Here is a 12,719-nt window from a genome sequence, read left to right on the forward strand (position 1 = left end):
TTAAGTACTGAGTACAGAGTAATGAGTATAAAGTAATGAGGATAAATCTCACACTGCTCTATACTTATTACTATCATTAAATCACTCAAAAGATACACACAAATGAATTATAAAAATACAATGAAAGCCCTGGCATTGGGAGGACTCATCGCAATTGTGAGTTCTTGCCAACTGACAGAATTGGATATCAATACCGACCCCAACCGCCCAGCTACTGGTTCGTTAGCGCTATTGTTGCCGGTGGCAGAGAATGCAGCAATCAATGCTCATACTGCAATCAATAATGATGCCATGGGCTTTGCGGGGTTGAGCACAGTTTCAGATTCTTACAATTTGAGTAACACCTCTTATCAGGGTACTTGGAATGCACGTTTTCGTGAGCTTCAGATTATTGAAGAAATGTTAAAATCATCGGCAGATGGTAAAAACCCCCGTTATCGTGGTATCGCCCTAACGTTAAAAGCGTTTTCTGTAGGGCACATGGTAGATATGTTTGGAGATATTCCCTATAGCGAAGCATGGAAAGGAAATGCGGCGGAGCCAAACAAAACGCCTAAGTTTGACAAAGATTCAGAGATTTATGAGGACTTGCTCAAATTGTGTGACCAAGCGATTGTTGAATTAGCCAAGCCACAACCCGTAGCTGTACAAAATGACTACATTGGCGGTGGTAATGCCGCTACTTGGACGCGTATTGCCAGAACGGTAAAGCTTCGTTTGTTGCTTACCTCTCGTAAGGGCCGGGCCAATGGTAATGCTGAACTGAAAGCCGCATTTGAGGCGGGTGGTTTTATTTCTACACCTGCCCAAAACTGGTCTTACTTATATTCTAAGCAAATATCACCTCAACGTAATACGCACCCTTGGTATAGTACGTATGCAGGTCTTGGTGATCCCAATTATATTAACCACCAATTGATGGGTGAAATGATTTTGAACAAAGACCCTCGTTTACCGTTCTATTTCTACCGTCAAACAAGCCGTGTTTTAGACCAAAACAATCCAACAGACCGTGGTACGACTCCTTTTGGAGGTTCTTACTTGCCTTTGCGTGCCACGTTCTTGGAAGAGTACAAAAAAGCTTTTGGTTTTACGGGTGACTTGCCAGCTTCTGAAATAGCATACATAGCAGGCTATTTTGGCCGTGACCGTGGAGACGTATCAGGGGCAGCAGCCGATGGTCCATTACGTACTACACCAGGTTGCTATCCTGCGGGTGGGGTTTATTCGGACAAAACAACGCCTGCGGTAGCCTTAACCGGACAGGCAGCCCTCAATACGGGTGGTGATGGCCAATGGCCTGTCATTCATAGCTGGAATACTAAGTACTATCAAATTGAGGCTATCTTAGACAATACCGGTGTGACGGGTGATGCAAAAGCATTGTTTAAAGCTGCGATGGAAGAGCAAATTGCGGTTGTGGTAGCTCAAGGTTTGAAGTCAGACCCAACACGCGCAAAAGCTCCTGCAGCGGCTGATATTGCTGCGTACGTAAATGAGTGGTTGAAATTATACGATGCCGCGACGACCAATTCGGCTAAATTGAACGTGGTGGCCAAGCAATTATGGTTCTGCTCATGGGGACAGGGTATGGATATTTGGAATTTCCAGCGTCGTACAGGCTTCCCAATCCAAAGTCAATTCAGACAGTTTTCGGTGGGTATTATGGCTCCAATCTCTAAGCCACCACGCCAATACGCGTTGCGTTTACCTTACCCGCAATCGGAAGGTGCATTGAATCCAACCAATGCTCAGAAATACATCACTGATGTTATTTTTGACCGTGATCCAATCTTCTGGGATAAAGTGAAAGTGAAATGGGAATTCTAAGAAAATGACGAATTTTGAATAATGAATGTTGAATTTACTGTTTGGCATTCATTATTTCTCAAAATCTAAAGAAAGATAAACAATGAAAAAAACACTTATATATTCATTATCACTGGCGGTTTTTCTTTTGGTAGGATGCCGCGATGAGTCGCTGAACCCTAACAAACCTTGGGAACCGGGTGTGCACGGTTGGGGCGTGTTTGACGGAGTAGCTGAAACAGGTAAAGCCAATATTGCGGCAAATGCCAGAAACTTCCCGCTTACGGGCCAGGATGCTGCTAAGATTGATTTTAAAATTCGTTGGGTATCATTGGATAACCAATTGACAGTTAATAAGATAGTGATTAAAGTGGAAATGCGTGAGTCTTACACAGATCCCGATGGCAACCCTAAGGTTGCTTCCTTGGGCGTAAAACAAGTAAAATCAATTGATGCCCCTGCTGGCAACCGTCAGTGGAATTCGTTCAGCATTACACCTGCTGAAGTGTATAATCTGTTTAAAGATGCCACAGTGAAGTATGACAAAGTAAAGGATGTAAAAGTTTTTGAAAACCCTGCTCGCCCACGTCCTGCGGGAGCACGTTTGCAGGGAGCAAGACCTGGAGCCGCTGCCGATGCCTTTGTTGTAACTTGGGAATTGACTACTTCTACTGGTCTTGTATTTAAAGTGTGGAACGAAGACAGTATCTGTTTGGACCCTACTCCAGTGTCGCAAGCTAATGCAAACTGCCGTTTGAACTTCACGGTAAGATAATCTTTCGTTTTTCTCTTATGAAAAATAGCAGATTCCTCGGAGTCTGCTATTTTTGTTTGGGATTAATTGGCGTGAAATCAATGAAAAAAATACTCTTCATGTTAGGGATAAGCGCATCGGTTTTGGCACAGTCTAAACCGACGTATTATGAGCATATCCAACCCATTATTACTAAAAACTGTGCGGTATGCCATTCCCCAGGGGGAGTCGCTCCTTTTCATTTGCTGACTTACGAAGATGTAGCCAAACGCTCAAAGTTTGTGGCTAAAGTAACCCAAATGAAATACATGCCGCCTTTTCCAGCCGATAAGAGCTTTCAGCACTATGCAAACGAACGAGGTTTGAAGGAGGAAGAAATAGAACTCATTCAGCAATGGGTGGCGCAAGGAAGTGTGGAGGGGAAGAAGGCGAGAGTTAGCAGTTCACAGTTCACAGTAGGCAGTAAAGATGCTCGTTCGTCACTTACAGCCCCAAAACCTGACCTCGTACTAAAAATGCAAAATGCGTTTACCGTGCCGAACACGGGCGTTGAAGAATTTCGGTATTTCCACGTACCCACAGGCCTGAAAGAAGATGTGATGGTGGAAGCTATTGCGTTTTTGCCTGGAAATCGGAAAGTAGTGCATCACAGCCGCGTGATGGTAGACACCACGGGCCGCATGGCAGGATTGGAAGGAATGCAGGGCGCAGACCCTAGGTTGGCCGAATTTCAACGTATTCCGATGGCTGATGAGTTTTTGTATGGTTGGGTACCAGGCAATGATAAAATTCAGTTTCCCCAAGGCGTAGCCAAGAAGATGAGCGCTAATTCCAATTTGATTATGTATTTGCATTACTCGCCTTCCGCCACTACTCAAACTGACCAATCAGAGATTCATCTCTATTTTGCCAAAAAGCCTGTGGAGCGCAAAGTTAAATCGTTGATTCTTCACGAACAGCATATTACCAATCCGCCGTTTTTGATAAGAGCCAATGAAAAATCTACTTTTTACATAAGTACCAAGCCGCTGGAAGAAGATATATCGGCTATTTCAATTTTGCCGCACATGCACTTTCTGGGCAAAACCTTCAAAGCTTTTGCCATTACGCCCGAGGGCGACTTAGTGCCGTTTATTAAGATTGATAACTGGGATTTCAACTGGCAGATGACTTATCAATTTGAGACCCTCTTGCGCGTTCCTAAAGGCTCCGTTATCTTAGCCGAAGCCTCCTATGACAATACGGAAGAAAACCCGCTCAATCCTTTTAAGCCCGCTCGTGATGTAACCTTTGGGTGGAATACCACCTCCGAAATGATGGAAATGGTAATTTATTATGTTTCGTATCAGCCAGGGGATGAAAAAATAAAGCAGTAAAAACCCGTTACGAGTACAAAATAGCTCTGTCAACTTTAGCAGGTAGTGGTCCCACGGTGCTGATTTTCAGGGCCGCAATATTGGCGCCAGCCTGCGCACATTCTGCGGGTGATTTGCTATCCAACCACGCCGTCAGAAAGCCAGACCAGTAAGAATCTCCCGCGCCAGTAGCATCTTTTACTTCAATAGGCTTTCCTGCAATCTCTACATAGTTTTTTCCATAATCAGAGGAGACAATACTGCCTTTCCCTCCCAATGTCAAACACACTAATTGGGCGCCCATTTGGTGGAATTTTGCAATAATTGCATCATTGGAAAGGGTTTGCCCGAAGATGCGCTCGGCATCGTCTTCGCTGAGTTTTACGAAAGCCCCGTTTTGGCAATAGTCCTGAATTGTCTGCTGTGCTTGCGCGCGGTCGGGCCAAATAGAGGGTGCATAATTGGCGTCCAAACTCACAATACACCCAGCGGCTTGGGCGCGTGCGGCGGCGGCTACAACGACACTTTGGGCGGGCTCCTGACTCAAAGCAAAACAGGTAGTATGAAAAAATGAGGCATTTTGAAGTAAATCATCAGGGATATACGCGGCTTGAATCATGCGGTCGGCCGTGCGATAAGCGATAAAGTCAGGTGTACCTTTGGTGCGCGATACTAGCACAATGCTAGTGGGCGCGTGAGTGTCTCGGCCAATATAAGTGGTATCAACACCCGTTTCGGCTACTTTTTCTACGAGGTAGGTTCCTACATTATCATTTCCAACGCAAGCGACTAGGGCTGTTGAGTTCCCCAAACGAGCCATGTTGGCTGCAAGATTGGCGGGGCTGCCCCCCTGAAATCGTTTGAAGATTTCGGTATCTGCGAGATTTTGCGTAAATTCAGTACCGATTAAGTCCGCAAGGAGTTCTCCCACGGCTACTAAGGCGTATTTTCGAGTCATCATAGGTTTTAGGAAATAGACTGCAATTTAGGAATGGTTTGCAGATTTGCAAAAGGGAAATTTGGCACAAAATTTGAGATGAAATCTTGTATGACAGATAAGCCTTTGTTTATTTTGCAAACACCTATTTGGGAATTAATAAGCCTCCATAGCTCAGTTGCGGTTCGACGTTTCGATAGAGCGGTGCGTTGGTGATGTGTAGGTGGTATAATAATAAGCCTCCATAGCTCAGTTGCGGTTCGACGTTTCGATAGAGCGGTGCGTTGGTGATGTGTAGGTGGTATAATAATAAGCCTCCATAGCTCAGTTGGTAGAGCGGCGCATTCGTAATGCGTAGGTCGCAGGTTCAAGTCCTGTTGGAGGCTCGAATATATCTTATTAACTAATTGTTTTTCAAGTATTTAATGAGATATATTTTTATATTTTCTACTACGTTGTCGGTTTGGTTGTCGGTTTTGAAAATTTACCGTCAAATCTACGTCACAGAACACCTCAAAGTGCAGGCGGCAATTTTAGGGAAATGTTTGTAGTTAGGGCACTTTTCCCGCACGTCTTTTTACTTCATTATCAAAAATTAATAGGTAAAGTTTAAACCTCTGCAAAATAATTATCTTTCCAAAAGGGAGGTTTTATAAGGTTTTGTCTATACATACATCAACGAGTTAAGGGGCTATTTTTCAAATTTGGGGCAGTTTGAGGGAAATGTATTAAAAAATCCAACAAAAATTCTTTTGGAAGTATTTTTCTAACATCCTGAGAAGAACTGTTGAACGCAATACTTTTAAATTATATTTACTTTCCAATGTGGTTTAAACTTCCTGAAAATCTATTACACACTAATTCTTACATGTAGGCACTAACTCAACAAGTATGAAAAACTTCTTATTTATCTCTTTTTTTATCAGTACACTGATTGGAAATGCGCAAATCTTTACCCAGAATCCTACCAGTGGCTCTATAATTATTACTCCCAAAGGTGTTGGATCGTCTTCATATTCCTCATCTGTTACCACTAATGTAGTATTTGGAGAGGATGCAATGAAGTATAATACTACTGGCAATTGGAATACCGCAATCGGAAGAGCAACTCTTACATCAAATCGTACTGGTGTTGGTAATACAGCAGTCGGAAATGGCTCACTTGCTCTAAATTATTCGGGTGATAACAATGTTGCCGTTGGAGGGGAGGCTCTCTATTCTAATACTACAGGAATGTATAATACAGCAATAGGAGACCGAAGTCTTCATGAGAATATAAGTGGGAGTAATAATGTAGCATTTGGTGCAACCGCCCTTTATTACAATACTGGAAATGCTAACACTGCAATTGGAACCCAAAGCCTTTATTCTAATACAACTGGCAATGAAAATACAGCTATTGGAAATGAAGCTCTTAAATTTAATACTACTGGCAATTGGAACACAGCTATTGGTCGTAAAGCTTTATACAGTAATACAATGGGCAGCCAGAACACAGCAGTTGGTAATGGCGCACTTGAACTGAATACAGGAAGTAGCAACACTGCTGTTGGAGAGCAGGCTCTTGCTTTTAATACAAGTGGTGAAGGCAATACTGGTATTGGATGGAATGCTCTTTTTAAAAATAGTACAGGTACTTTTAACACTGCGACAGGTGCTAATGCGCTTAACAATAATACCACAGGCCAACAAAACACGGCTAATGGATTTTTCGCTCTAAGGAATAATTTAACAGGAGGCAATAACACGGCTAATGGATTTTTCGCTCTAAGGAATAATTTAACTGGTAATGGAAACATTGCCAATGGGTCTTTTGCCCTTAATAATAATACCATTGGCATTTATAATACAGCTAATGGATATGCGACACTTTTGAATAACACAACGGGAAGTAATAATACAGCTAATGGACATCTTGCCGGTATAGCTATTGTAGAAGGTAATAGTAATACCTTTTTAGGTGATTCTGCTGATGCTACTGGGGACTTTAGCAACGTTGTTGCTATTGGAGCGAGTGCAAAAGTTAGTGCGAGTAACAAAGTACGGATTGGGAATGAGAGTATTACGGTCATTGAAGGGCAGGTAGCATGGAGCAATCCCTCTGACCGTCGTTTAAAAGAAAATATCATTTACTCAAATCAGTTAGGTCTTGATTTTATTAATCGCCTTCAAACGGTTTCGTACAACTATATCGCCGATAAAACACAAACTCGTTATGACGGTTTTATTGCCCAGGATGTTGAGCAAATAATGAAAGACCTTAATGTGCCATTCAGTGGTGTTAAAAAGTCAAACGATGGAACATACTCCTTAGCCTATTCTGATTTTGTGATGCCTCTTGTAAATGCTGTTAAAGAACAACAAAATCAAATTAACGATTTGAAAAAGGAAAATGAAGCATTGAAAAAAGGAAATGAAGTTTTAGAAGCTTTGGTAAAACGAGTAACAGCTTTGGAGGAATCAAAATTGCAACCTAAACTTCAAAATTCAGAAAGAGAATAAAGCCATAACGGATTGGTAGAGAGTGTAAAAAATGGTCAAAGTATATTCTACTTCTCACACTTAGCCCCCATTTATCCATGTGGGATTTGGCTTTTTTGGATGTCCTCCCAATCGCTAGATATTTTCCATTATTAGGGAACCCAGTTGGATGATTTTTAAATTATAAGTGTGCTAGGCTCTGGTTATGAGTCTACTGAGTTAAAAAGTACAAAACAATAGATTGTTGTATTTATACATGACCGAAATACAAAAAAACTAAAATTAAAGTACCTAAAATGGTGCTGTTAATATAGGAGAGGCATAAGAAAATTTCGGACATTTTACTGGTGTATTTGAAGTAGTAAAATGTCCTAAGTTCTTGTTTTGGGAGTCGGGTAAAACGTCCGAAGTTTTTAACAGTTCCTCTACCTTTTCCGCTATCAGTTGGCCTACTGTTTCACGGATACCCGCCCCGTACTTTTTAATCACCTTCTCGAATTGTCCCCGGTAGTAGTTACGCTGTTTACGGTCGGTCAAATCCCGCCAAAAGTTAGGGTTCATGCCTTGTTCGTATGTGCGTCTTTCAGGTCTTGACATTTGCCCCGTGTCCAACTTTTTTTCGCCTATGATTAAACCGTTGTACGTCTCGCACAATTTAACGCCCATTAGACGCAGTTTAGATACGTCTAACAAATCGGCCAACGTCTGAACCTCTACCTCTGCCAAGTGTTTCATTGCTATCGTTTTTACTTCAAACCGTAGCACGTTGCTATCTAGTCGGTATTGGTGTCTTTTGTCGTATACCTTCACGATATAGTTTTGTTGTGCCCATCGTAAAAGATACCCTTTGCCGTTAAAAAATTGAGTTTCGGGGAGTTTATACCAGTAGTTTAGAATAGTATCTAAGAATCTGGAGGGGGATGTGTCAAGTCGGATGTTTACCCCAAATTCTACATTGTGTAAGGTAACACGTTCGGGCATAGTATCTAGTATATCAACAACCGTCCCGATTGTCTCTACCAGTTTTGCGTAGTTAAAAGTATCGTAATTATGGATCCCATCGTTGGCGAACTTATGTAAACTGCCTCTTACCTCTACCAAGCCCGAAGGGTACAGAATTATCTTTAGATTTTTTATTTCAGCGGTTTTACTCTCATCCTTTTGTTCCCCAGTGTCAGTATTTATGCTACTAAAGAAGTTGAGTTGTGGGTTCTGTCTTAATCGTTCCGCTGTACCTGTGTCGTTTATTCGTAACTTTACAAAGTCAATCATTTGTCTATGGTTGAAAATCGAACATGAAAAGAAAGACGGGAGTAAATTACAACCCGTCTTTTTTGTTGGATTAGATTGATTGGATTCGCCATAAAAAGTTTGGTCTTCCATAACAACCCATTCTCTTTTCTTGAAGCTTTGATACTTTACCTTCTTTCATCAAAGTATTTAAACTTCGACATATTGAGGTACGCGGTGTGTGTTCGTGAATGATTTGTTCGGCTAATAGCCTATCGAAAATCTCACAAATGGTAAACTTTTGGTCAGCATTTTGTAACATAAAGTTTAGAACTTTTGCATCTTGCGCTAAGGCTTTTGACTTGTACAATGTTAAGTCAAGACCATTTTCGGCGGTAGTATTGTAAAACGTGCCTGTTGTCATTATTACCGCCCTCCTGTTTTGATTTGCCGCAATGCTGCCTCTACGTCGGTCTGATAGTACCGTACCCGTGTGCCGATACGGTTGGCGGTTATTTTGCCGTTCATTGTCCATTCGTGCAACGTAGGTAACGATATGCCTAAGAAATGCGCGGTTTCCTGTCGCGTCAATAGTTTGGGGGAGTGTGGAGGCTGAACCGCTGCCTCTATCATGGGTCGAACCGTTCGTTCTACCGCTGCCATAATTAGCCCAGTCAATTCATCGGGCGTGAAGGTTGTGCTGATAATTGTCTGCATCGTTTTATGTGTTTTTGTTAAACGACGCAAAACAGTACAGGGGAAAAATAGGGGAAAAACGGGGGGGGTTATTTTACCGACAATTTCATAAAGTAGGATAAAGTTTAGAGTTCAATACCAAATTTTATCAACTCACTTTTTACTTTTTGTAATGCCTTTTGCGTTTTTGGGTCATCATTAGTACCCTGACCGTACCCTGAAAGACCTTTTCTTATAGTATCTGGATTTATACCTATTATTGGGGCTAATAGTTTTGAAAATTCTGTATCATTTAATGAAGGTTTTTTTGCCTTACAATAATTTTTTAAATGATCAATTACGCCTAATTCTTTGAGAAAAACTAACTTATGGCCGGCTGAATCAAGTTCAAGTTGGGTTTCCGCGTTTTCCTTTATGGCCTTTACCGCTGGCAATTGTTCAATTGTTTCACCGTTCAATTCTGACAATTCTGTACGTTTTTCTGCTATCCAATTATTTACTAACTTCCTAATTTGTAATACATACAGTTGAGGTAGTTGAATGTATTTATTTATTTCTTTAAACACTTGTGAAATATATTCTAACCAATTATTGAGGTCATAATGGTAATGACTATAATGAAAATGTAAGTAATCATGGATATACCAACTTTCACTAGGAGACTCATCATACCTATCCATATCATAATATTCTACTGCCCTTTTTATAAAGGCTTTATTTACATCACTTTCAGTCATCTTTACTAAAGTGTGCTTGTATTCCAAAATGTAATCATTTGGAATCGGTTCATCTGTAAAAAAATCTGCCCCCTCTTTATATACGGGCTTTGAATGAAAATCATAAGGCAAACAGAATTTGAATATTTCAAACTTTACTCCCCATTCATCAGAGATTAAATAAGGGTTGGGATGAATATACCTAATTGGTCCTTTGATTAAATCAGCATCTTGAAACCCTTTGGGAGGGAAAAACACAAAATAAGATATAGGGTCATGTGCCGTTATGGTCATTTTATCAACAATCAAACGTTAAAAAATCGAACAAGTAAAGCCCCTGCGCGGTCTATCGGTAGAGGGAGAATATTAGAAGTACTGTAATGAGGTTATTTTTAGGCTGCGTTTTGATTCTTCCATTGTATTTCAACCCCTAACGGTTGCATAAGAACCGCCAATTCGCCTAAATATTGACTTCTACGGTATTCGTATTGCTCAATCACAAAGGCGTCGGGTTCAGGGTCGTTACGGTGTATTTGTAGTGTGCCGTTGATTTGCTCAATCAATTCAATCAGTCGCATAATACGGCTGCTGCGGTCGGTTGGTTGTCGTTCCATCATTATCAAAATTGAATTTTTATCAATCCTTTGGGTCGTTTGTCATCATCGTTTGCCCAATCAAAGAGCCACTGTTTTCTATTAATTTCGTTTAGGTATTCTTTTCTATGCAATGGAGGGTAAAAGGGCATTATATACCCGTCTAACCTACTTTTTCGCTCAAATCTAAGATTCCGAAGTATACCAAGTTCTTTGCTCCTTTCTTCGTATGTTTTTATCTCAACCCATGTGATAAAATCAATATCATCAGGATTTAAAACATTAGCGACAAAACTCCCGTCAATCCACTGATAAAACTCGCCATCTATGATTTGGCGTAATCGGTCGAGATAGGCTACATATTCTCTAAAAATCGTTGGCCGGGTGTTGGAATTTGGAAACCCGTATACAAACACCTGTTCAAACGTTTCAAGGTCTGTTGGTATCACTTCATAGGGCATTAAGTACCCGTATTGGTCAAATGTCATACGGCCTTTCTAAATGGGTTTTGTTGGCGTTGTTGCTCCCATACCTCTGCCATTTTTTGCGCGTGCTGTTTAGGAGTAAATTTGATATATTTCAAAAACACACTTTCAGTTTTGTGGCCTGTCACCTGCATAATAGAGTAGGCAGGTACACCCATTGCATACTGATTGGTAGCAAACGAACGGCGGCAAGTGTGTGTACTTATCAACTCATATTTGGGTTTGGTGAGCGTTACCCTTTTACCTCCTTTGGTTTTGGTACTTGAAATTGGTTCATCCAACTCTCCTAACTTGCCTAATTCTTTGAGGAAAAGATTCATTTTTTGGATGCTGACAACAGGAGGGAGGCCGTTAGGCGTTTTGTCTTGATAACGCTCCCTTATCGCCTTCACCATCGGATGTACTGGAATCCAAACCTCTTTACCCGTTTTCTTAGTCAGGATATTGATTAACATATCCCCATTTTCATCAGTACGAAAATTGTCTTTATGAATTGTGGTCAAATCTCCAAACCGTAACCCTGTCCAACAACCCACTAAAAACAAATCCCTTACCCGCTCCAAACGGGAGTTTTCCGAAAGGTCGAGACGGTAGAGTTGATAGAGTTCACTTTCATTTAAGTAAATGTGGTCAATTTCTTCTTTGACCACTTTGAACCTGTTACCTTTAAATCCGTCATGCTCCGTAACCCCCCTTTCAAGGGCATCATTCAAAAACACTTTGAGGTTTTTGATTTGTTTGCCTACGGTGTTGGTAGTCTGTTTTTTCTTGTTGGCTAAAAATTCCGTAAAGTCGTAATAAAAATTGAGGTCAATCCCTGCAAAATCGAGACTACGGTATTTTTGTCGGTTATTGGCTACGAAGTCTTTGAGGTGATTTAATGTAGCCTGATACGACCGAATTGTCAATTCCGAATAGGGTTCCTGCGTGGTAGGATTCAAACGATTCGGGCGGTCTTTTATAAACTCCTCTATGAAGTCGAACAAAGTCACTTTGCCCGTTTTTGTGCCTTTAGAAAGGTTGTCTTCACGGCCCTTAATACTTCTATCCAACAACACTTTTAAATCGTCAGGTAAAGGGTATTGATTAACATTATTGGCTAAGTAGTTTGTGAATGCCTGTTTAGCGCGTCGCTCAAAGTCGGCCAACATATTATCAAGGTCACGAAGTTCGGGAAATTTGCGTCGTAAACTCTCTACTTTCTTGGGTCGTTGGGTTTTAGTGTCCCAATGTTCGGGAAGGATGGTTTCACCCGTAGAATAAACCAATTTACGGTTGGCGTATCGAATTACCAAGTAAATAGGTTCGGGTTTATACGACGTTTGCCGCCTTAGATTGAAGTTAAACTTTGCCATGTCTGAACAGTTAAAATCGAACAAGACAAAGATATGAATTTTCTAAATCGGTTGTCGGTTTGGTTGTCGGTTTTTCTTTGTTTGACTTTAGTTTACTTTATTTTATTTAATCAACTTGTTTTATAACTAATTGATTATCATATATTTTTAGATAGAGTTAAGTTTGTCTAAATTGATTATTTCAAGTCCTGTTGGAGGCTCGAAGTTAACAGTAAAAACAACCTCTCTGATAACCGGGGAGGTTGTTTTTGTCTAGTGGTATTGGTGATAGGATTCGCAGCTAATTTGGGCAGTATTTTCTCTAATGG

General features: G+C 40.9%; 12 protein-coding genes and 1 tRNA gene. 5 read left to right on the top strand and 8 right to left on the bottom strand.

Features of this window, described 5'->3' with window-relative positions; translation table 11 throughout:
* Positions 1-102: 102 nt before the first annotated feature.
* The 3 genes from GVN20_RS01625 (at position 103) to GVN20_RS01635 (ending at position 3,939) form a co-directional block, all read left to right on the top strand.
* Positions 103-1,830, top strand: coding sequence for a SusD/RagB family nutrient-binding outer membrane lipoprotein (locus GVN20_RS01625; RefSeq protein ID WP_166556659.1), 1,728 nt, complete (start codon positions 103-105; stop codon positions 1,828-1,830).
* An 82-nt stretch (positions 1,831-1,912) separates the two neighbouring features.
* Complete coding sequence (locus GVN20_RS01630) at positions 1,913-2,584, top strand: hypothetical protein (protein WP_166556660.1); 672 nt, start codon at positions 1,913-1,915, stop codon at positions 2,582-2,584.
* Between the two features lie 80 nt (positions 2,585-2,664).
* Positions 2,665-3,939: a hypothetical protein gene (locus tag GVN20_RS01635; RefSeq protein WP_166556661.1), complete on the top strand. Its 1,275-nt coding sequence runs from the start codon at positions 2,665-2,667 to the stop codon at positions 3,937-3,939.
* Positions 3,940-3,946: 7 nt separating this feature from the next.
* On the opposite strand, the gene GVN20_RS01640 is transcribed toward GVN20_RS01635, so the two are convergent.
* On the bottom strand, positions 3,947-4,879 hold the full coding sequence (locus tag GVN20_RS01640) for a carbohydrate kinase family protein (RefSeq protein ID WP_166556662.1): 933 nt from the start codon (positions 4,877-4,879) through the stop codon (positions 3,947-3,949).
* A 289-nt stretch (positions 4,880-5,168) separates the two neighbouring features.
* Between GVN20_RS01640 and GVN20_RS01645 the strand changes: the two genes are divergently transcribed.
* Positions 5,169-5,241, top strand: a tRNA-Thr gene (locus tag GVN20_RS01645).
* Positions 5,242-5,746: 505 nt separating this feature from the next.
* Complete coding sequence (locus GVN20_RS01650) at positions 5,747-7,357, top strand: tail fiber domain-containing protein (protein WP_166556663.1); 1,611 nt, start codon at positions 5,747-5,749, stop codon at positions 7,355-7,357.
* 270 nt (positions 7,358-7,627) lie between these two features.
* On the opposite strand, the gene GVN20_RS01655 is transcribed toward GVN20_RS01650, so the two are convergent.
* The 7 genes from GVN20_RS01655 to GVN20_RS01685 all read right to left on the bottom strand — a co-directional run bounded on the left by GVN20_RS01655 (position 7,628) and on the right by GVN20_RS01685 (position 12,411).
* Positions 7,628-8,608, bottom strand: a complete 981-nt coding sequence (locus GVN20_RS01655) for a hypothetical protein (RefSeq protein ID WP_166556664.1) — start codon at positions 8,606-8,608, stop codon at positions 7,628-7,630.
* A gap of 70 nt (positions 8,609-8,678) precedes the next feature.
* Positions 8,679-8,990, bottom strand: coding sequence for a hypothetical protein (locus tag GVN20_RS01660; protein WP_166556665.1), 312 nt, complete (start codon positions 8,988-8,990; stop codon positions 8,679-8,681).
* A gap of 2 nt (positions 8,991-8,992) precedes the next feature.
* Positions 8,993-9,283 (bottom strand): helix-turn-helix domain-containing protein, encoded by a 291-nt coding sequence (locus tag GVN20_RS01665; protein ID WP_166556666.1) that lies wholly within the window; start codon positions 9,281-9,283, stop codon positions 8,993-8,995.
* A gap of 104 nt (positions 9,284-9,387) precedes the next feature.
* Complete coding sequence (locus GVN20_RS01670; protein WP_166556667.1) at positions 9,388-10,272, bottom strand: hypothetical protein; 885 nt, start codon at positions 10,270-10,272, stop codon at positions 9,388-9,390.
* Positions 10,273-10,370: 98 nt separating this feature from the next.
* Positions 10,371-10,595 (bottom strand): hypothetical protein, encoded by a 225-nt coding sequence (locus GVN20_RS01675; protein WP_166556668.1) that lies wholly within the window; start codon positions 10,593-10,595, stop codon positions 10,371-10,373.
* A 2-nt stretch (positions 10,596-10,597) separates the two neighbouring features.
* Positions 10,598-11,059, bottom strand: coding sequence for a DUF6932 family protein (locus GVN20_RS01680; protein ID WP_206023176.1), 462 nt, complete (start codon positions 11,057-11,059; stop codon positions 10,598-10,600).
* The gene (locus GVN20_RS01685; protein WP_166556670.1) at positions 11,056-12,411 is read right to left on the bottom strand and encodes a site-specific integrase; all 1,356 of its coding nucleotides are present in this window, start codon (positions 12,409-12,411) and stop codon (positions 11,056-11,058) included. The genes GVN20_RS01680 and GVN20_RS01685 overlap by 4 nt, the downstream gene beginning before the upstream one ends.
* Positions 12,412-12,719 lie beyond the last annotated feature (308 nt).

The organism is Runella sp. CRIBMP, from assembly GCF_009905605.1.
Classification (GTDB): domain Bacteria; phylum Bacteroidota; class Bacteroidia; order Cytophagales; family Spirosomataceae; genus Runella.

Coding starts and splice junctions, on each gene's coding strand:
- GVN20_RS01655 (WP_166556664.1), bottom strand. CDS start 8,608: ATGATTGACTTTGTAAAGTTACGAATAAACGACACAGGTACAGCGGAA.
- GVN20_RS01635 (WP_166556661.1), top strand. CDS start 2,665: ATGAAAAAAATACTCTTCATGTTAGGGATAAGCGCATCGGTTTTGGCA.
- GVN20_RS01665 (WP_166556666.1), bottom strand. CDS start 9,283: ATGCAGACAATTATCAGCACAACCTTCACGCCCGATGAATTGACTGGG.
- GVN20_RS01675 (WP_166556668.1), bottom strand. CDS start 10,595: ATGATGGAACGACAACCAACCGACCGCAGCAGCCGTATTATGCGACTG.
- GVN20_RS01630 (WP_166556660.1), top strand. CDS start 1,913: ATGAAAAAAACACTTATATATTCATTATCACTGGCGGTTTTTCTTTTG.
- GVN20_RS01670 (WP_166556667.1), bottom strand. CDS start 10,272: ATGACCATAACGGCACATGACCCTATATCTTATTTTGTGTTTTTCCCT.
- GVN20_RS01640 (WP_166556662.1), bottom strand. CDS start 4,879: ATGATGACTCGAAAATACGCCTTAGTAGCCGTGGGAGAACTCCTTGCG.
- GVN20_RS01660 (WP_166556665.1), bottom strand. CDS start 8,990: ATGACAACAGGCACGTTTTACAATACTACCGCCGAAAATGGTCTTGAC.
- GVN20_RS01685 (WP_166556670.1), bottom strand. CDS start 12,411: ATGGCAAAGTTTAACTTCAATCTAAGGCGGCAAACGTCGTATAAACCC.
- GVN20_RS01680 (WP_206023176.1), bottom strand. CDS start 11,059: ATGACATTTGACCAATACGGGTACTTAATGCCCTATGAAGTGATACCA.
- GVN20_RS01625 (WP_166556659.1), top strand. CDS start 103: ATGAATTATAAAAATACAATGAAAGCCCTGGCATTGGGAGGACTCATC.
- GVN20_RS01650 (WP_166556663.1), top strand. CDS start 5,747: ATGAAAAACTTCTTATTTATCTCTTTTTTTATCAGTACACTGATTGGA.